17 protein-coding genes are annotated in these 20,469 nt (G+C 53.6%); 11 read left to right on the top strand and 6 right to left on the bottom strand.

Features of this window, described 5'->3' with window-relative positions; translation table 11 throughout:
- A partial coding sequence (locus VB741_RS09920) for an nSTAND1 domain-containing NTPase (RefSeq protein ID WP_323365009.1) occupies window positions 1-2,866 on the bottom strand: 2,866 nt, incomplete at its 3' end.
- A 155-nt stretch (window positions 2,867-3,021) separates the two neighbouring features.
- Here VB741_RS09920 and VB741_RS09915 point away from each other — a divergent pair.
- The 7 genes from VB741_RS09915 (at window position 3,022) to ltaE (ending at window position 8,878) form a co-directional block, all read left to right on the top strand.
- Entirely contained in the window at window positions 3,022-3,570 is a 549-nt protein-coding gene (locus VB741_RS09915) for a CU044_2847 family protein (protein ID WP_323365008.1), read from the top strand.
- Window positions 3,571-3,667: 97 nt separating this feature from the next.
- A complete protein-coding gene (locus tag VB741_RS09910) occupies window positions 3,668-4,066 on the top strand; it encodes a nuclear transport factor 2 family protein (RefSeq protein ID WP_323365007.1) in 399 nt (132 codons plus the stop codon).
- Between the two features lie 3 nt (window positions 4,067-4,069).
- A complete protein-coding gene (locus VB741_RS09905) occupies window positions 4,070-5,077 on the top strand; it encodes a zinc-binding dehydrogenase (RefSeq protein WP_323365006.1) in 1,008 nt (335 codons plus the stop codon).
- A 38-nt stretch (window positions 5,078-5,115) separates the two neighbouring features.
- On the top strand, window positions 5,116-6,141 hold the full coding sequence (locus VB741_RS09900) for a VOC family protein (protein ID WP_323365005.1): 1,026 nt from the start codon (window positions 5,116-5,118) through the stop codon (window positions 6,139-6,141).
- A 76-nt stretch (window positions 6,142-6,217) separates the two neighbouring features.
- Entirely contained in the window at window positions 6,218-7,168 is a 951-nt protein-coding gene (locus tag VB741_RS09895) for a glycosyltransferase family 2 protein (RefSeq protein WP_323365004.1), read from the top strand.
- Window positions 7,169-7,374: 206 nt separating this feature from the next.
- Window positions 7,375-7,800, top strand: coding sequence for a thiol-disulfide oxidoreductase DCC family protein (locus VB741_RS09890; RefSeq protein WP_323365003.1), 426 nt, complete (start codon window positions 7,375-7,377; stop codon window positions 7,798-7,800).
- Window positions 7,801-7,849: 49 nt separating this feature from the next.
- Complete coding sequence (gene ltaE, locus VB741_RS09885) at window positions 7,850-8,878, top strand: low-specificity L-threonine aldolase (RefSeq protein ID WP_323365002.1); 1,029 nt, start codon at window positions 7,850-7,852, stop codon at window positions 8,876-8,878.
- On the opposite strand, the gene arsJ is transcribed toward ltaE, so the two are convergent.
- The 4 genes from arsJ to VB741_RS09865 form a co-directional block, all read right to left on the bottom strand.
- Complete coding sequence (gene arsJ, locus VB741_RS09880) at window positions 8,879-10,114, bottom strand: organoarsenical effux MFS transporter ArsJ (RefSeq protein ID WP_323365001.1); 1,236 nt, start codon at window positions 10,112-10,114, stop codon at window positions 8,879-8,881. It lies immediately after the preceding gene.
- 87 nt (window positions 10,115-10,201) lie between these two features.
- Window positions 10,202-11,206, bottom strand: coding sequence for an ArsJ-associated glyceraldehyde-3-phosphate dehydrogenase (locus VB741_RS09875; protein WP_323365000.1), 1,005 nt, complete (start codon window positions 11,204-11,206; stop codon window positions 10,202-10,204).
- 207 nt (window positions 11,207-11,413) lie between these two features.
- A complete protein-coding gene (locus VB741_RS09870; protein WP_323364999.1) occupies window positions 11,414-12,478 on the bottom strand; it encodes a hypothetical protein in 1,065 nt (354 codons plus the stop codon).
- Entirely contained in the window at window positions 12,475-14,181 is a 1,707-nt protein-coding gene (locus tag VB741_RS09865) for a metallophosphoesterase family protein (RefSeq protein WP_323364998.1), read from the bottom strand. Before VB741_RS09865 ends, VB741_RS09870 begins: the two co-directional genes overlap by 4 nt.
- 22 nt (window positions 14,182-14,203) lie before the next feature.
- On the opposite strand from VB741_RS09865, the gene VB741_RS09860 reads away from it, so the two are divergent.
- Window positions 14,204-14,464 (top strand): hypothetical protein, encoded by a 261-nt coding sequence (locus VB741_RS09860; protein ID WP_323364997.1) that lies wholly within the window; start codon window positions 14,204-14,206, stop codon window positions 14,462-14,464.
- Between the two features lie 257 nt (window positions 14,465-14,721).
- On the top strand, window positions 14,722-15,582 hold the full coding sequence (locus tag VB741_RS09855) for a hypothetical protein (protein WP_323364996.1): 861 nt from the start codon (window positions 14,722-14,724) through the stop codon (window positions 15,580-15,582).
- On the opposite strand, the gene VB741_RS09850 is transcribed toward VB741_RS09855, so the two are convergent.
- Window positions 15,556-17,103, bottom strand: coding sequence for a site-2 protease family protein (locus VB741_RS09850; RefSeq protein ID WP_323364995.1), 1,548 nt, complete (start codon window positions 17,101-17,103; stop codon window positions 15,556-15,558). The two genes, VB741_RS09855 and VB741_RS09850, sit on opposite strands and share 27 nt — an antisense overlap.
- Window positions 17,104-17,248: 145 nt before the next feature.
- Here VB741_RS09850 and VB741_RS09845 point away from each other — a divergent pair, with 145 nt between their 5' ends.
- Complete coding sequence (locus VB741_RS09845; protein WP_323364994.1) at window positions 17,249-18,523, top strand: pentapeptide repeat-containing protein; 1,275 nt, start codon at window positions 17,249-17,251, stop codon at window positions 18,521-18,523.
- Window positions 18,524-18,757: 234 nt separating this feature from the next.
- Complete coding sequence (gene hpsL / locus VB741_RS09840; RefSeq protein WP_323364993.1) at window positions 18,758-20,446, top strand: hormogonium polysaccharide biosynthesis protein HpsL; 1,689 nt, start codon at window positions 18,758-18,760, stop codon at window positions 20,444-20,446.
- Window positions 20,447-20,469: the final 23 nt, after the last annotated feature.

Here is a 20,469-nt window from a genome sequence, read left to right as displayed (position 1 = left end):
TGTTGTCATCACTGCCACTGACCACGGTCTTGCCATCGGGGCTAAAGGCCACCGACCTAACAGAAGCCGAATGGCCCTCGAAGGGCTCACCGATGGGGGTGCCGTTCAAGTCCCACAGTCGAATCGTGTTGTCAGAACTGCCACTGACCACGGTCTTGCCATCGGGGCTAAAGGCCACCGACAAAACAGAAGACGAATGGCCCTCGAAGGGCTCACCGATGGGGGTGCCGTTCAAGTCCCACAGTCGAATCGTGTTGTCATCACTGCCACTGACCACGGTCTTGCCATCGGGGCTAAAGGCCACCGACCTAACAGAAGCCGAATGGCCCTCGAAGGGCTCACCGATGGGGGTGCCGTTCAAGTCCCACAGTCGAATCGTTTTGTCATTACTGCCACTGACCACGGTCTGGCCATCGGGGCTAAAGGCCACCGACAAAACAGCATCCGAATGGCCCCGAAGACAGCCACACTCATGGATTTGATTAACCACAGCCGGTAGATTATTCTGCACCGGTGTGAGTATGTGTCCATCTAGCGTTTGATTGCTAGCCCCCACTGCTCGAATCGCCCGCACAGCCGTATCAGGGCGAGGCCGTACTCTGGTCAAGTTTAGAATTTGCATCGCCTCTTCCCGCAGCCTTGACTCCGTCAGCGCCCGCTCTAAAAAGGCTACCTGGTCCTGTTCTCGCTGCTCGCTTTCCTGGTAATACCGCTGCGTACTCTGGCCCAGCTCAGCTTCTAGCATTTCCCATTGCTCCCGCACCTCGGCCAGCAGTCCCCCCTGCAACAGATACCCTTCCTGCTTACCCTTCTGTTGCCATTCTTTTTCACCATCCTCCACCCGCTGCACCAGCCGCCGCAGATCCCGATTCTCCTGCCGCCATTGCCTAAACCGGGCACAGCCCTCCAGCAGCGCTTCATGGGCCAGGTCAATCCAAACATCGTCCGGCTTGCTATTATCTTGGGCCGGTGTTGAACGTTCCAGCGCAGTCTCCGCCGCCATGGCCACAGCAGACCCCTGCACCAAAAGTCGCCCGTCCACCAGTACCTTAATCACCTCCCGAATCGTTTGTTCTTCTGCAGGTGACTGTCCTAATCCCAACACCAACGATAGCGGCTGCCGCTGTCGGGTATCTTTAGCGGCCATCCCCGTGCGCACCAACTTTAAGCAAATCCGTCTGGCCCACCCTCGCTGCTCGTCGGACCGTAGCCGCAGTTTTACATCGGCAATAGTGCCCCCATAAATCGATTCTGCATGGCTATTCAGCGCTCCCATCAGCCGCCCCATATTGCGATAGGCCGCTTCTGTTAGCACATGGCGCTCTGGGTCTCGCTGCTCCCACAGCTGGGTTAGGGCAAACTGCAACAGCGGTAAACAGTTACTCTCCGTCGCCACATCCTCTAAAATCAGCTCCAACAGCCGTGGTTCAAAGCCATAGCCCTGCACTGCTGCCGGTTCCACAATGGCCGCCTGCAGCTGATCATCATCCATGGGCAACAGCAACACCTGCTGCCGTTTAATTACCTTGCCAAACTCTCGATAGGTCAAACATTGTTCAAAAAAGTCCGCCCGCATCGTAGTCACCACCCGCAGCCGCGAGTCCGGCTGTTGCGATAGATCCACAAGCAGTTTCAAAAATCGTTGCCGTTCAGCCTCCTGCTCCGGCGGACACACGGTAAAAATCTCTTCAAACTGATCTACCACCAGCAAAAGATTTTCGTCCCCCGGCAACAGATCCACCGCTCCAGCCAGATTCCCATTACCCATCGCCATTGCCACCTGGGGCTTCTGACTATCCTGGGCACATGCCTGGATCAACACCCGACTAATCTCATTCACCGGGTCAATGGGCGAATCCCCCGGTTTGATCGCAGGCAGCACCATCCACCGGGCCGATGTGCCTAACCGAGCCATCACCCCCGCCCGCACCACTGACGATTTACCACTCCCCGACACCCCAATCACCGGCACAAAAGGCGACTGGCTTAGCTTTTGCAAAATTTCCTGCGCCGCCGCTTCCCGACCAAAGAAAAACTCAGCCGTCCTTTGCGTAAACGCATTTAACCCCTGGTAGGGATTCTCTTCTCGGATTACCTGGGCAATTACCTGCTGTGGCTTTTTTGCCCCTGGCACCAGCAAGATGCTGTTACCAGATGTCTGAAACAAAGGCCGCTGCTGTCGCTGAGTTTGCTGACTAAAATCATCATCCACAAACCGCTGCAGGTCAAAGCTGGTCACATCCCCCTCCGCAGTATCCAGCCCCTGCCACAGCACCCGCGTCAGATCGCTGTAGGGCACCTTGCCACCGCCCTCATAGGCCAGCCTATGATCCTGAGATGCCGCAATAAAGCAGCGATCTCTAGCCCGCCCTTGCTCCCCCGGATTCCCCTCCTCAAAATTCAGCAATTCCCCACTGTGACAACAGTCCAACCAAACCACCTGCGCTGCAACTGGACTATCCTGCAACAACTCCTGCAGCCACTTCAATGAAATTCCCCAGCGATCATCCTCTGGATGCACATCACTGGCTGCTAAAAAGCCTTCTGACCGTCTTCGATTTACTTTGCGTAACCCATGACCCGAAAAATACAGCAGCGCCGCATCCGGCTTATTTCGCTGCGTATCCGGATAAAACAAATCTTCAATTGCCGCTTCTAATTCCTGCACCGCCAGCATTTTCTGGCTGCTGACCCGCCGTTTACCGCTCTTCGTCCCCGCCTCTGGCAACCGAGTCACCTGCCAAACCCCCTCCGCCTCCAGACGCTGGGCGATTAGCTCGGCATCATTAGCGGGGGCTCTAAGCTGTCTATCTTCCGGCAAATGCTCATAATTATTAATCCCCACCACCAGAGCATCAAGATTCATGAGCCGCCCGTCAGCATTAGCAATGTCCCAATATAGTTCAAATTAAATTATATTTGGGTACCTGAAAGGGTAATTACAGAAATACTAAACATAGGCCAAAATAGCATTCAGCCCCTTTGGCCTGGTCCACCTATCCCGATCCCCCACACCACACTATGGGCAAAGTTCAACCCTTCCGCCTCGATGATGACACCATCATCTATGTCCAATCCAACGAAGACATCGACACCAGCGAACTGATCCAGGCCATAGAAACCCCAGCAGCCCCCCCTATAAACGACCTCGAAGACGATCTGCCCCCCCCTGCCCCGGCTCCAGCTCCCCCAACTTCTGATAGCGATGAAGAACTAGAGGGCTATGGACCTACACCAAAAGTCTGGCGTTACCCCTCTCGTCATGGCGTTCCCAGTCCTGGCCAGTCTCCTACTCAACCACCAGCTCCCCCCACCCCGGCGCAACGGGTCGGCACCCTGGTCAAAGCCTATACCACCTATCTGATTAAAGACATCCGCGACGCAGCACTCACCGAAGTCCAGGTGGAAAAAGTTGTTCTCGAATTTGGCATTGGCTTAGACACCAAGGCCCAAATTCCCTACATCGCCTCTAGCTCCATAGCATGTAGCGTCAAGGTGGCCATAGAATGTAAGCTCAACCCACCACAAACCACCCAGAACTCAACACCATCTGCTGAAAGTTCCTCATAGTTCAAGGCTATGGTCATAAACCTTTACGTCAAGCACTGATATAGCACCCTAACGCCCTGATATCCTGGCCACAGTCAGGTTATGAGGTAACGGCCTAATGACATCCGCCAGCTCTGAAACTCTCCATGTAGCACAAGCCGCCTTCCAAGACTTTTCCCACGGCCTAGCTACGGGCGATTGGTCCAGGTTTTTAGCCTACCTGAGTGATGATTTTACCTTCTGGTTTCCAGCCGGTCCCTTCAAAGGGCTTAATTCTGGCAAAGCTCGGGCTGAAGCCTTTTTTGCCACTGTTTCCAAAATTTTTCCCGAAGGACTCACGTTAACCTTAGAGCGAACCTTTAACAGTGGGAATACGGTGCTGTTTGAAGTACGTTCTGAGGGTCTGATGTTGGGCCATCCCTATGAAAACCAGGCGGCGATTTCCTTTGATGTCGCCGGTGACAAAATCTGTGGATATCGAGAGTACCTGGGTGTCATCTTTCAAATTGGGGGATAACCCATGGCAACCAAACGGTATCGCAAACTAGTGGCCCGACAGTGCAGCCATGATTTCCCATCAGCCATTGACATTGTGGAGGAGGATATACCGCAGCCAGAGACTCACCAGGTACTGATTCGCAATCGGTTTGCTGGGGTCAATGCCGGGTTTGATACGCTGCTTTGCCGGGGAGAAGTCCCCTATGTGAATTTGCAGCCCCCCTTTGACCTGGGGGTGGAAGCGGTGGGTGAGGTGGTCGCCATGGGGGCTGGGGTAACCCGGTTTACCGTCGGTGATGCGGTGGCGACCACCGTCAGAGGTGGGGGCTATCGCGAATATCAGGTAATTGATGCCGCTCTGGCGATTCAGATACCTGAGGCTATCCCCGAGATTCTGACACTGATGCCCACCGGGATCTCGGCCCTGGTGGGTTTAGAACGGGTGGGCGAAATGGGGAGCGGAGAAACCATCCTGATTACGGCAGCGGCTGGGGGGATTGGTCACATTGCGGTACAACTGGCCAAATTAGCGGGTAACCATGTGATTGGGACTTGTGGGTCCGAGGCTAAGGGGCAATTGTTAGAGGGGTTGGGATGCGATCGCACCATCAACTACCATCAAGAATCCGTCCATGATGTACTAGCCAAAGAATATCCCGAGGGCATCGACCTAGTGTTTGACTGTGTTGGAAAACAGATGTTTGATACCGGAATAGACCATTTAGCCGTGGGGGGACGGTTTGTTATTGTAGGGTTTATCTCTGAATATGGCCAAGCATTGGAAGTTGTTTCCCGACCCCGGATATATGAAAAACTCTTTTGGAAAGCAGCTTCAGTACGAGGATTTTTATTGCCCCACTATGCGGAAGCAGTCCCGGCCGCCTGCGATCGACTTCTGGCCCTATTTCAGCAAGGGGCAATTAAAGTGGCCGTTGATCCCACTGATTTCCATGGCATTGAGGCCATCCCAACCGCGGTCAATTATCTCCTCAGCGGTCAAAACTGCGGTAAAGTTGTCGTCAGATTTTAGCGACCTATTAGCTACCTTTAGATACCTCAATACAGGCAATGTCCCAAACCACATCCCACTCCATTCAAGGTATCTATGAAGTCTGTATTGGCGTTAGGGATGCCCAACCCCTGATTCAGTATTGGCAACAATTTGGCTACACCGTAGGAGAAACGGGTGAACTGTCCGCCACGGATGCTGAGCAGCTTTATGGAGTAGCATCATCTCTCCAGTCCATCCGACTACACCATCAGACAGCGGACCATGGCCTAATTCGGCTCATGGTGTGGGATAGTCCCCTCAATCAGGGGTTGGGCATGGTCTCCATGAAAGCCCGGGGAAATCGTTGGGCTACCAGCTTAACCCTGGATGTGACTAATCTGTGGAACCATGCGGCGGAAGCAGAAGCCAATGGTTTTCCCATTCGCTATGGGCCACCCCAATGGACCGTGATTTATCCTACGGCCCAGGGACGTCCTTTTTTAGATCCGTTGGTGGGGGTGAGAGAAATGTTACTGTTGCAGCCCTTGACACGACAGGTCATGTTTGAGCGATTTAACTATACGGTGCCGGACTACGGTCAGCCCCATGAAAAGTCTCCATTCCAGGCGAGTCAGGTGACCCACATGGGCCTGGTGGTGCAAGATGACAGCCAGGAAACCCTGCGATTTTATGATGAAGTGTTGGGGCTACTGCGGGTGCAGGATGCCCTGGAGAGTACCTATGAAACCGCCCGGGGTGGGCGACAGATCTTTGATCTGCAACCTGGAGAACAATTTTGGGTAACAGCTTTTGATGACCCCCGCTCATCAAAAACAGATTGGCAAGCGGCTAGATCTGGGCGCTTATACATCGTCCGATTTCCTGAGGCGTTGGTGTTGCCTGATTTTTCAGAACTGTCTCGGCCAGGAGTGTTGGGGATGTCGTTGTATACCTATCGGGTACAAGAGCTAGAGGAGTATTGGCAGCGGATCAAATCTAGCTCAGCCCAACAAATTACCGACATGGTGACTAATGAGTTTGGCAAGCGTAGTTTTTCGTTTATTGCTCCAGATGGCTATTATTGGACGGTTGTGACTCAGTAAATCGTAGCTGACAATCGCCTGCCCAGGCTTGATACAATGTTCCCATAGGTACCTTTCGAAGCATCTGTCATTACTTATGACCTGTATCAGCGTCATTGTTCCTCTATACAACAAGGCACCATTTGTCGGCCGCACTGTGGAGTCTATTTTGGCCCAGACGATGGCAGATTTGGAAGTGGTGGTGGTGGATGATGGGTCGACAGATGGGGGTGGGGCCATTGTCAGCGGCATGGAGGATACCCGCATTCGTCTGGTAAGGCAGGCAAACCAGGGGCCTGGAGCTGCTCGCAACAAAGGATTAGAGCTGGCAACAGGAGACTATGTTGCCTTTTTGGATGCGGATGATGAATGGTTGCCCAATTTTTTAGCTGTAACACTACGGCACCTCAAACAGCAGACCGACTGTGCCCTATGTTTAACCGGGCAATACCGGGGTGAAACCCGGACGGATTGGGGTGAAACCCTGAGGGCTTTAGGTCTCACCTCTGGTCGATGGCGTTTGTCCACAGGGCTGCCTCGGGAACAGCATAAGCCAAATTTGGATGTGCTCCACTCTGGGGCGATTGTGTGCGATCGCAATATTATCAATCGCTTTGGTGGCTTTTATACCAAAGACCGTTGCACCTACGGAGAAGACATGTATCTATGGCTGCAGGTCATCCTCAACTATCCCATTTACCGAGACCTGCGTCCCCTCATGTGGTACCACACCGAAGCCTCAGACCTATGTGTGTGGCAGCGCGTACCTCCCCCCTGGCCCATGCTATTAGAGCCAGAACCTATTCGTCGCAATTGTCCTGCAAACTATCGCCCCCTGCTAGAAAACATTTTGAATACCTATGCTGCCATTGCTGCCCATCGCGCCACCCAAATAGAAGATTTAGCAACGGCCCACCAATTATTTGACCTATTTCCCAACGCTCGCCAAGAAATGTTCCAGGACTGGCGTAAACGAGTCGATTATCTAATTGCTAATGTGCCAAATTTACGACGCACATTAAAGGGACTAAAACGAGGAGAACCCTAGGGGGCATCGGCCACGAGCACCTAGCAAACAATATCTACTCCACTAGGCGACAGACAGCCCGACCTCAACCAGTTCTTGGCCTAGTGAGGTCACCAGCAGAATTTGAAAAAACGCTCTAAACTGCAAGAGGGGGGCCCAGCAATTTGCTGCCAGCCTTCAGCCAATTTACGCCACCCATATAGCCGTTCTCTATAGCTTTCAGCTCCATGACCCACTGGAAAATTAATCTGCTCTATGACGGTGCCTGTCCCTTGTGCTTGCGGGAAGTAAATTTTTTACAAAAAAAAGACAACGGTCGAGGCTTAGTAGCCTTTACAGACATTGCCGCAGACGACTATGACCCAGCGGCCCATGGCAACATTTCCTTTGAGGCGGCAATGGCCCGCATCCATGCCATTTTGCCAGACGGCACCGTTATCGAAAATGTTCAAGTCTTTCGTCAGGTTTATACAGTCCTGGGCATCGGCTGGATGTATGCCCCTACCCAGTGGCCAATCCTTGGCCCGGTAGTGGATAAATTGTACGAAATCTGGGCCAACTGGCGGTTAAAACTCACCGGTCGACCTGACCTAGCAACTATAATTGCCCAACGTAACCAGCGCTGTCAGCCAGCAGAGACCTGCCGGTTGTAGACAGCTGCCAAACTAAAACCCACGGCCATCGCCCCATGACCATTGACCTATGCCCATTGACCTAAGAAGCGACACCATTACCCAGCCCACCCAGGCCATGAGGGAAGCCATTGCCACCGCTGAGGTAGGGGACGATGTGCTAGGGGATGACCCGACCGTAAATCAGCTAGAACGATACGTCGCTAGTTTACTGGGCAAAGACGAGGCAGTGTTTATGCCCTCTGGCACCATGACTAACCAGATCGCCCTGAGGGCCCACACTGAGCCAGGGGACGAAGTTATTTTAGAATCCCAGGCCCACATTTACTACTACGAAGGCGGTGCTCCAGCGGCCCTATCGGGGGTAACGTGTCGGTTGATCCAAGGCGATCGCGGTGTTTTTACCGCCACCGAGTTAGAGCAGGTATTACGCCCCACCGATGTTCACTTTCCCCGCACTAAGCTGGTCTGTCTCGAAAATACCCACAACCGGGGCGGTGGCAAAATCTATCCCCTTCCAGAAATTAAGGCCATTGCAAAAGTGTGTCAGCACCATGGGCTGCAGCTGCATCTCGACGGGGCCCGCCTGTGGAACGCCTGCATCGCCCAAAACATTTCTGCAGCCGACTACGTGGAACCGTTTGACTCAGTCAGCGTTTGCTTTTCAAAAGGACTGGGCGCGCCAGTAGGGTCCGCCCTAGCCGGGTCTAAAGAATTTATCCAGCGGGCCCGACGATTCCGCAAAATGTTTGGCGGCGGCATGCGCCAGGCAGGCATGATGGCCGCCGGTGCCATCTATGCCCTCAAGCACCACAGCGCCTATTTAGAGGCAGATCACATCAATGCCCGCACCTTGGCCCAAGGGCTCCAGGCCATTCCAGGCATCATGATCGAGCCCAAAACAGTGGAAACCAACATTGTGATGTTTCAAACCAGGTCCTTGCCCGCCCAGGTTCTGGTGGAGCGGCTAAGGCTCAAGGGGGTTTACATTTTAGCCGTAGGGCCAAACACCATCAGGGCAGTGACAAATTTAATGGTGAGCGATCAACAGATCCAACAGGTACCAAACTTGGTGGAATTGGCCTTGAATAATGCCTAACTACTGCGCGGGCTTTGGATTAGGCAGTTTCAACGTAATCAGCGCTGCCAGCAGAACAAACAAGGTGGACCCCCACAAACAACCCACCAGCCCATAAAGCTGATACATCAGACCGGAAAGCACGGTTCCGGCCAGCCGTCCCCCCGAATTGGCCATATAGTAAAAGCCCACATTCAAGGCCACCTTATCATCCTCGGTATAGGCCAGCACCAAGTAAGAATGCACCGATGAATTAAACGCAAACACAATGCCAAACACCATCAGGCCGATCACGATGGTCGGCCCCGCTGGACTGCCCCCCTGGAGGGCTAGGGCCATAGCCGCCGGAATTAGCGTTAACGCCCCCGTCCAAAATCGAATTGTGCGGGCCTGGGGCGGACGCCCAGAACCAAACCGCCGTAATAGGGTGGGGGCCAGAGATTGCACCAACCCATAGCCCATTACCCAAAGCGCTAAAAAGCCCCCCACCTGCTGAAAGGACCAATTCAGACCCCCGTAGAGAAATACCGGTAACCCCACCACAAACCAAATATCTCGCGCCCCAAACAGAAAAAATCGAGCGGCCGAGAGAATGTTAATTTCCCGACTTTTAGAAAAGAGCTGTCGGAACTTAACCTTGGCCTTGACCTTACCCAGACCCGACGGCAGCCATCGCCCCGACCCAAGCACCAGCAATAGGGCCACCACCATAATCAGCAACGCATGGACATAGCCAAACACCCCCAGCAACAGACTGCCTAAAAAAAAGCCCACCCCCTTGAGGGCATTTTTAGACCCAGTCAGAATCGCCACCCACTTAAACAAGGCAGATTGGGCATTTTGGGGAATCACCAGACGAATGGCACTTTTAGAACTCATCTTGGTCAAATCCTTCGCCATCCCTGAAATTGCCTGGGCGACCATCACATAGGGCACCGCGAGGGCCATGGCCCAAGTATCATTCACGGGCGTGAGCAGCAGCAGCGCCACAATTTGCAGAGTAATACCGCCATAAAGGGTGAGCTTGACGCCAAAGCGAGAACCGATCCAACCGCCCAACAAATTGGTGACAATGCCAAAGATTTCATAGAACAGAAACAGCATGGCCACTTCCAAAGGGGTATAGCCGAGGGTGTGGAAATAGAGCAGCACCAACATGCGCAAGGCCCCATCGGTCACCGTAAACCCCCAGTAGGCGGCTGTCACAATGGCGTAGTTGCGAATTCCCGTCCGATCAAGCTTGGTAACAGAATCCATGGTGGTAAATCTGGAGTGATAATTCTGGCCCCTGGGGTGAATGGCTAGGGCAAGAAAAGAGAACAACAACAAAACAAGAGGGTAAAACTAGGCGATGGAATTAGCCACCTTTTGGGCCAACTCCGCCATCCGGCAGGAATAGCCCCACTCATTGTCATACCAGGCCAACACCTTCACCAGGGTGCCATCCACCACCATGGTGGACAGGGCATCAATCACGGCAGACCGCGGATCATCCTTATAGTCAATGGACACCAAAGGTCGCTCCTCGTAGCCCAGCAGGCCCTTCAGGTCCCCAGCAGCGGCGGTCTTAAACAACTGATTCACCTCCTCCACGGTGGTGGGTCGGGAAACCTCAAACACGCAGTCTGTTAAGGATGCATTGAGCAGCGGCACCCGGACAGCCAGGCCATTGAGCTTGCCCTTCAGCTCGGGGTAGATCAGACTGATCGCCGTGGCTGATCCGGTGGTGGTGGGAATGAGGGATAGTCCAGTGGCCCTGGCTCGGCGTAGATCCGCATGGGGCTTATCGACGATGGTCTGGGTGTTGGTTTGGTCATGGATGGTGGTGATCACCCCATGCTCGATCCCCAAGCCTTCTTGGATCACCTTAACCACGGGGGCAAGGCAGTTGGTGGTGCAGGATGCGGCTGTGAGCAGGTGGTGCTCTGCTGGATCGTAGAGGTGGTCATTAATGCCATAGACAATGTTCAGCGCCCCTTGCTTAACCGGGGCAGCCACAATCACCTTTTTCACCCCCCGGTCAAAGTAGGGCTGCAATAGTTCTGGCGTCCGAAACTCGCCGGAGCATTCCAGAACGATGTCTATGGCAAGCTCATCCCAGGGCACTGCTCCGGGGGTGGCATGGTGGCTAAAACCAACGGACTTGTCATCAATCAGGATACGGTCGTCACTGGCCGCCTCCACCTCTGGTCCCCAGCGACCATGGACAGAGTCAAACTTGAGTAGGTGGGCGGCGGCGGTGGCCCCGCCGGAAATTTCATTAATGTGGACTATGTCCAACTGGGGCCAAGCCGCCCGGAGCACGAGTCGCCCGATTCTACCAAAGCCGTTAATTGCAAGTCTGACCATAGGTGGTTGCTCTCTCGAGATGCCATGGCCATTATTTCAATTCTAGTTGAAATGTCAAGTCGTATAGAAGACAATTCTCTGGCGGGCAGACGCTGCCTCTCCTTGATCTGATTGAAGCTTGTTGAAGCTTGAGCAACGACTAGCTTCAATCAGATCAAGCTGGCCCAAGACAAGTGCTGGATCAGCACCTTTAGCAAGGAGGAAACCCTACAGACCCGAATTCCTCACCTTATAGGGAATTTCCTCCACCGGCAGATTCTCACTATCCCAATCCCAATACCGCAGCTGTAGCCGTTTCTCCTTGGCATATTCCACCAGCCTGCCACCATACTTCTCCGCCTCTGTCCCCATCCCCTGAATCTTCACTGTGCCGTTAAACACCGTTGCCCGGGCCAGATAAACCACCAGATCATCCCGCGAAGGTCGATTCACCGTCATGCTGGCGGTTAGGTGGCCCACCCCTCGCTCATCCATCTCCTGGGTCAACGCCATGGCCGTATTGCGAATCCCCCGAATGGCGACGATGGCAGAGGCGATCGCCATGGTGATGTCCACCCCATCATCGGTAAAAATTTTATTATTGGCCAAATACTGAAAATTACGCTCCCGTAAATCATCCCGGATGCGGCGGTGGATGAGATTATGCTGATTGTAATTCTTCAACGCCCCCACAATGGCACCGCAGGCATCGCGCGGTTCCCGCCAGGGGGATTCTCTGGTTTTGCCATACACCTGTTGGTCCCCATCCCGAAACCGGCCCACGTGGGTTTTCAGGTCAATGGCCACCAGGGAGATGGACTGGGGATTGCCCGCATACACCCGCTGCTTGAGATGTTCGTCCAGCTCATGGGCCACGGTCACATGGGCCAAGGTGGCCCCATTGTCCGTGCCCCCACCCGCCGGGAAAAACGCCTCTAGCTTCAGCTCACCAATTTCTGACAGGGTGGCAAAGCGGGAGGCCACAACATCCCGATAGCGCTTGGTGGCCTCCCCCTGGTGGATGCGATCGCCACAGTTGGTGTAGGCCAGGGTGGTAACCACGCTGGGTAGAGTCATGTCCGCCCCGCAGGCATTGATATCCGACTGACTATCCGCCGCCAACTGTAGCTCATCTCGCAGAATTTGGAGACCCCTGATCAGGGCGTAGCGATCGCTCACCAGTTCGTTGAGATAGTTGTGGTAGGCATTGCGCTCCATGCCAAAACTAGCAGACAGTTTCCAGAAGGTATCTACCCGGCGTTGGGTAGCTTCCCGGTCAAACGGTAATGTCATGATTGTCCTATGGTAAACGCATCAAATTTCACCGCCTGGGACTCAGGCTGGCGCGTATCAAAGTAATAGCTACTGATGGTGCCGGTGCCCGTATCTAAAATGCTAAAAGCGGTAATGTCGTTACTGGCGATGTAGGGCATCGGTTGACCGGCCTCATCTAGGATGGGTTTGAGGGTGGGCATGACGGGGGTTAGACCATTGGGGTCGCCGATAGCTGCGTAGGTTTCTTTATACCGGCTGTCTTCGGGGACGATTCTGGGATTATCGGCATTGTGGGCACCGTAGCTGTTACCCACGTTAGAAGACTCTAAAAACTGCAGGCCGCTGTCGGACTCGAACCGATTCCAAATGTGGGAATGGCCATAAAACACCAGCTGGGTGCCCGCTGCCTCCAACAGGGGGATTAAATGCTTGATGATATGGTCTTCTGCCTGGGGATATTCGTAGCGAATACCCATGAGATTGCCGTCTTCATCCTGATCGTATTGGGGCACGGGGGTGGTGAACGCGGGCACTACATTTCCGCCCAGGGTGTGGGGTGGATGGTGCAGCATGACAATTTTGTACTTAGCCTGCTGAAATTCGTCACTGGCCAGTTCGGTTTTGAGCCACTTATACTGTGGGCTACCGGGCTCAATACTTTCAAAAATAAAATTACCGTGGCCCCAGTTTTGAGGCTTGTCCAGATCTACCCCCCGTTCCTGGTAGCGCCCCCTAGTTTCCCCATCTACGGTGAACATGCGCCAAATTTGGGTGACATAGAGGGACACCAGCCGTACATCCCCAAAGGTGGTGGCATAGTAACGCTGAGTATCGCTGCCCTGGATATCGCCATTGTCGCGAGGGGCTTTGGGCAGGGAGAAAATCTCGTTGTAGGTATCTATATTGAAGGATTGATTTTTGAGCCAGCGGCCCTCTACTTCTGGGCTGTTGCTCGGGTTAAAAACCGTTTTATGCTGGTCATATAGAGTTTTGGCGGCAGACCAGGGAACGGGATCATTAAACTGATCGTTTAACCCGGCGGTGGTGCTATGGCGACCCATCACCTCATGGTTACCTAGGGCGGTGAATAGGGGAGCGGACTGGATCAGTTGACCACCTTTATATAGGGTACGGGTCCCATCTTTCTCTAATGTATAGCTGCCTCGCCCTTGCAAACAAGGGAAAAAGGCCCCCCCTCGAGCATCGTCAAACCATTCCGAGGCCCGGTCTGGAATATTCACCAGGTCCCCAGCCAGAAATACTCCGTCAACCTGGCCAATGGTTTCCTGCACCTTTTGCAGGTTAACGGCGGTCATGGGCATCAGCTGATGATCGGAGGTGAGGAGGATCTGCAGCGGTTGGCCCGGAGGCGGGGTGGGTCCCAAGGTAAACTGGTCGCTGCGAATGGGAATGCCCTGGGGTGGGGTGCTGACGACAGCATAGGGTATTTGCAAACCGGGGCGGAGACCGCTGATTTCAGCTTCATGTCGCCAAATGGGGCGCTGGGTCACCTGGTCGTAGGGGGTGTGGGTGTGGGACTCGGCATCTTCGCGGGTGCGGCTGAGTTGGGTGGTCGTCGCCTCCACCGTTTGCTGGGCTGGGCCATAAATCACCACCTGGTGGTCACTCCCTTCAAACTCGGTAAACCACACCACCCTGACCGATGATTCGGTGGGTGCTTGTAAAAATGGATCGGTGAGTAGGGTGGCTTGGGGGGACATGGATGGGGCTGGTGGGGACACTATGGGTGCAGTCGTTAACTGCACGTATAGCACCACCGTTAAGCAAAACAATAGTCCCAAGACTACTAAAGTTCCTATTTTGACTCGAGTCATAAATTTGCCAATAAAATTCCCTATAAAAATTTCTACTTATTTTTTACTTAGAGATTTTGGGGCCAGAGATGCAGGCAATCATTGGTTAGGCATTGGTCAGAATGGAACCCATTTACGTTTAGATAGTAGCCAATTAGAAATCAATTTAGAATTCAATGGCTGTGGTTAATTTACGTCAATTTAACCCTGGCAAAGTATCTTAGCTTTTGAATTAGAGTCATGGTGGGCCCTCTCCCAGCCCCAATGGTGGGCCCTCTCCCAGCCTCAATGGTGGGCCCTCTCCCAGCCCCAATTCAAAAATTGTCTAAAGTCAGATCTAGTTTTAAGCTTTGCGAGGAATGATATGGATAGCAGACAGTAGGGGGACTGTCGGAGAAGTATAGGGGCCATTGACTAAATTTTTACGGTAATTGCAGCATCGTTGGCATGGCTAAGTTTCACCGACCAAAACTAAATAATTGGTTATTGACCCTGGTGTTGGCCTCCATCGGTTTGCATGGGTTGGTACTGGCTTTGCCCATGCCAGATTTAGCTGAAGTGCCCCCTGAAACCGAAGAACTGGCTGATTCAGAAATAATTCAGGTGGTGACCTTACCGAAGCTGGCGACAGGCCCTGAGGTGGTTGCTCAGCCTTTACCACCGAAGCCTCCGGAGAAACCACTGCCTAGGACGGAGCCGGGGGTGGACATCGTGATTACTGATCCGGAGATCTTGGAAGAGATTGAGCCTGAATTGGTTGAAGTTGAAGATGACTTCGACAATGGCGAACTGGAGAATGAGTTTAACCATGACACGGAGAATGGGGGTGACATTCCCGATGAAGGGGAGGAAGATCCTCGTGAGCTCACCTTAGCGCAGCGCCTAGCGAGTCGTGATAGCTATCAAAACTTTAATGGGGCAAAGGTGGGTAATGATTACGCATCGAATGAACTGTTGAACAGATCTCTAAAACCTGGAGGTACCTGGCCCACGCCCTTACATGCCCTGGCTAGGGAGTTACCACCAATTGTTGTCCCGTTGCAGGATTGCTTAGAAGACAAACCAGGGGATTCGATCACCGTCGTGGTTCGGATCGGTCCTGATGCCCAAATTATCGGTGCCCCAGAAGCCATTAATAGTACTGGCTACGAGGTTTTGGATGAGAAGGCACTGCAAATTGCCAGGGAGGCTGATTATGGCCCCCACCATGACGCTGGTGAAACTAAGGACTATGCGTTTGCGATCAAAGTTGACTATGAGGCCTGTAATGTGGCCTTTTATTTAGCCAATCCCCAGGCGGCCAGCTAGGTTAGGGGGTAAGGGCAAGAGGATGGCCAGCATGAGGAATAAAATCACCAAGGCCAGGATGGCTCGGGTGTCGTCGGGCTCGCTAATGTCATTGAGGCAGGGGCGTTCTTCTCCGCGCTGCAGGAACAAAATTAGGGCGGCCCAGTAGAGGGCGATTGGATTGGCCAAGGCAATGATGGTCAAGATCACCAGGGTGACGGCGGTGGCGCGTCCGGCGATTTTGCGGCCGTAGATGGCTTGTACCATGCGGCCACCATCGATGCGCCCGGCGGGCATGACGTTGATGGCGGTGATCACTAGGCCCAGCCAACCCATGAGCACCAGCAGATTGATGTCCACTAGATCGACATTTTGTAGGGTGTCGCCTAGGATGACGCGGCTTAAGGTGCCCACTAGGATCGACGCTCGGAAAAATTCGATAGGGAGCTGATAGGCACTGCCGGGATGGGAGAGCACCAGCCCCACTAGCAACATGGCCAAGGATAGTAACCCACCCGCTGCCAGTCCGGCAAAGGAAATGTCGAATAGCACAGACCGGTTGGGCAGCAGGGATTCAAACCGGGTGAGGGAACCAAAGGCTCCCAGTTGCCAGGCGGGCAGGGTAAACGGCGGGCTGAGTTTGACGTTGTGGCGGTTGGCCTGCCAGCGATGCCCCAGTTCGTGTACGGCTAAAATGGCAAGCACCGCCAGGGCCGTGGGCAGACCTTCGGCCCAGCGCTCAGGCTGGTCGTAGAGGTTAAAGTCTTTGAGCTGGGCCCCGGTTTCTAGGCTGGTGATGAAGGTAGCGATCGCAAGTACCACCGCAAAAATCTGCTGGCGCACATCGGACGGTTTCGGGTCCGTATCGCTGGGCAGCACAATCACCGCAGGCTTTTCATCGGGGCCGTTGATTAAAAACAAACGGTAGCGCTCGCCAAAACGGTTTTTCAGTTGGGCGGTCAGGGCCTTGAGGGTGGCCTCGGGTTCACCCCGCAAATTTCCCTTAAAGAAAACCCCCGCCTGATAGGGCACGGTTTCTGTGGTAAAAAACGTATCCACCCCAAAAATAGTTTCGATCTCCGCCAGGTCATCGGTGGGAATTGCGGGGGGCGTCGCGGTTGGTGAATCGGGACTGACGGCGGCGGTGTCTCCCTCAGTTGTTGAAGCCGAAGCAGATAGGGAGATGCCGGCAGAATCTGGATTGCTAATATTGGCTGTGTCGTCTTCTGTCCCGGTCTGGGTCTGGGGAACGTCAGTATCAGCCAGATCCTTAGTGTCAGCTAGTTCTCTAGCATCAGCTAGTTCCCTCATCTGACGACCTAGATAGATATAGATGCTGGTGGAGGCCAGCACCAGCACTAGCATCCAGGCCAGGTTGACATAAATACCAAAGGCCAATAGCCCAAAGAATGACAGCCAGGGCAGCACCAACACCACCGACTGCAGCCACGCAAATAACCCCAATTTGCCATCGGGTCGAGCACGGATAAATCCCCAAACCAGAATGCCAACTGCAGCTAATAAAATCAGAACCGTTACCATTGTGCAGAAAGACCGGGAACATCATTAAAACTCTGATGATAGTTTAATGGTAGACGTCCCTTTCGGGCTAAACTCTACTCCGTAAAGAAAAGACCTTAGCGGGCCCTAGTTCGATGGCCGATTTCTCGCTTAGTGCAATATTGATATGAGCATCCAAGAGCCGTTTGACCGTGATGCTGCGGAGCTTTCATCTGCGTTGATTGCGCCCAAAGTGGAGGTGCCAGAGCGATTTACCGTTGATTACAATCCAGATCCCGATTTTGCGGCACTGCCTGAAGCCTCGGCGGAGATGAAGACGGAGATGCCCGCCCGGGGGGCGACGAAAGTATCGGTGTCGCTACTGGTTGCGATCGCAGCCACCCTATTCACCCTAATCGGATTGGGTCTGGACAGCTTTTGGCTGATTTTCTTTGGCTCCTTAATTGCCCTAGCCATTTCCATCCGGTTGGCCCTGCCCACCCTGCGGGCGGTAGTCAACGATCTATCCTCCGAGCAGCGCTCGTTGATTATTGCCATTCCTGGCTTAATATCAGGCATCTACGGCCTGATGCAGGTGAGCGGGATCAACGAGGGACTGCTGATCTGGGGAGCTACCCTCAACTGGGGTGCCATTGGAGCCCTAGGGGATTTTCTCGGTGCCCTAGGGCAAATCTTTATTGCCATATTGGCTCTGTACGTGGCCTGGCGGCAGTTTATTATTTCCCGCGACCTCACCACCCAGCAAAATCTGATTACCCAGCAGCAAACCATCGATGCCTATTTCCAAGGTATTTCTGAACTGGTGCTAGATGACGAAGGTTTGTTGGAAGACTGGCCTCAGGAACGGATTATCGCCGAAGCCCGCACTGCCGCTATCCTAGGCAGCATTGACGGGGAGGGTAAATCCAAGGTGCTGCGGTTCCTGTCTCGCTCCAAACTCCTCACCCCCCTAGCCCGCGATCAGCGCCTGGGGCGGCCCATCCTAGACGGCAAAGGTGGTTATGCCGAAGACCGGCTCAATGGTACCCGAGTGATTGATATCGGTGTGATGCTGGCGGCGGCCGACCTCTCGGGCAATGACCTGCGCTGGGTGGACCTGAGCGATATTAATCTGATCCGGGCTAACCTCTCCCAATGTGCTTTGGTACGGACCGATTTTGCCCGAGCGGTACTGTGTGATACCAACCTGTCCGGGGCCGATGTCATGGGGGCTCGCTTCTTTTACGGTGTCCCCGACATCGCCACCCCCCGCACCCGCAGCGACCCGCCCAACTATGAGACCGGCGAGTTTACCGGAGCCGTGGTGGAAGGGATGGATCTAACCAATGTCCAACGGCTATCCGAAAGCCAGCGCTGCTACCTATGTACCTGGGGCGGCAGTAAAACCCGTGCCACGATTCCTGGTGGCTGTCGAGATATTCCCAATCGCCTGGGGCGATAACCCTTGGTGGCTAATTTTTGATTTTTCTTATCCCAATTACCCCTATAGATCAGCCTAGACTTTGCAAAGTTTTGGTGAGGCTGGCCGGTTCATCCGTTGATTTTTCTATAAATCAAACTAGTTTTGGGTAAATTGAAATGGGTACCCTCGTTGAAGGGGTTGCTAAACTTAGGCTTCTCACTAGGTTTTCACCCACCGCCCCCATTCCTTAGCCGGACGCAATCCCCCTTTTGCATGGCCACCAAAAAGCGAAAAAAACAATCCCAAAAACGTTCTAAAAAACGTTCGACTGCCAAGGTGCAGCCAAGTCCGGAGCAGGAACTGAGCCGGAAGGAACAACGGGCTAAGGAGCGGGAAGTCAGTCAGGCCCGTGCCCAGCTGATCCAATTTACGATCTTGGCGTTTGTGTTTTCCGGCGTCGTCGGCCTGCTGCTGGGAGTGGTGGTAGAACCCACCCTGGGGGTGGCGGCCACGGCCGGTTTACTCTGTCTTAGCCTATCGTTTAAGTATCAACGGCAGGCCCTCTACGCATTTATCATCTACATTCCCTTTTCTGGCACTGTCACCTACATGCTGGGGGGCAATTCGTTACTGCAGTTGGCGAAGGATGCCTTTTATATCCCGGCCCTGATTGGGGTGATTCAGATGTGTCGCAAAAAGCGGCTGGATATCTTACTACCCCAAGCGGTAAAGGCACCCATGGTGCTGGTGCTAGCGATGGTTTTCATGAATCTGTTTTTGGTCAATCTACCCCAGCAGATCGAAGCGGGCGACGGTGAAAACCCTATGATGATGGGCATTTTAGGACTGAAAATCCTGCTGGGATATCTGCCCATCATCACCTGCATCTACTATTTGATGCGGACCTCGAAGGACCTTTACTTTTTACTGCGGATTCAGGCGGTGTTGGTGATTACGGCTTGTGCCCTGGGGTTTGTGCAGTATTTGATGCTGAAAACTGGCGTCTGCGCGGGCACCGAAGGCACCGGGGCCGCCGGGGTGGACCTGTTTAAGGCATCGTTGCAGTCCCGTTGTTTTGTGGGGGGGGCACTGCTGTACAGTCCGTCCCAGGGGCAGATTCGACTGCCCGGCACCTTTGTCGCCCCCTGGCAGTGGGGGTGGTTTTTAATCTCCAGTGCGTTTTTTAGCTTTGGCACCGCCTTTAACGACCGTTCCCCCTTCTGGCGATTATTAGGCATCATTTCTCTGATTACCGTATTTGTGATGGCGGTGGTTTCGGGGCAGCGCATTGCTTTATTTTTAGTCCCCGCTATCGTCGTCTTGCTAAGTGTTCTGACTGGCCAGGTGACTAACTTAAAGCGGTTTGTGCCCATTGGGGTGATTATGGGCTTAATCTTGGTGGTATTAACCGCCCGAAATCCTGAATTGTTGCAGGAACGGGTGGATAGTTTCGAGGCCCGATGGAATGCGTCCCCACCCCATGAGTTTGTGATGCAGCAGTTTGATGAGGTTTGGAAATCCCAAAATGGCATTCTGGGAAATGGGGTGGCGCGAGCCACAAATGGGGCCCGCATCTTTGGCGAAATTCGTCTGGTGGAAACCTATCATCCCAAACTGCTTTATGAGTTGGGGCCGTTGGGGTTGTTGGCCATAATGTTGATGTATACATCCATCACCGTGGCTACGTTTAAGGCTTATCGAAAAACCAAGGATAAAAACCTCAGGGGATATGCCGCTTCCATGTGGGTGTTTGTCCTATTTATTAGCTATTTTCCCTACTATTATCCTTTGGATGTGGAGCCGGTATCTGTGTATTACTGGTTAGCGGCGGGGATTGTTTTGAAAATTCCCACCCTGGATAAACAGGAGCGAGAGTTAGCCAATCCAACCCAGTCTCGGCGGTTGCGATCGCGCAAAAAAGCAACAGCCCCAACCCCCGAGGATGCCCCCCAGCCAGTTTAGGCAGACTGCCAAATGCCCCAAGC

The sequence above is a fragment of the Leptothoe sp. PORK10 BA2 genome (assembly GCF_034932105.1).
In the GTDB taxonomy this organism is placed as follows: Bacteria; Cyanobacteriota; Cyanobacteriia; order Phormidesmidales; family Phormidesmidaceae; genus Leptothoe.
The sequence above is the reverse complement of the archived record's forward strand: the minus strand, read 5'-3'. Positions and strand labels throughout refer to the sequence as shown.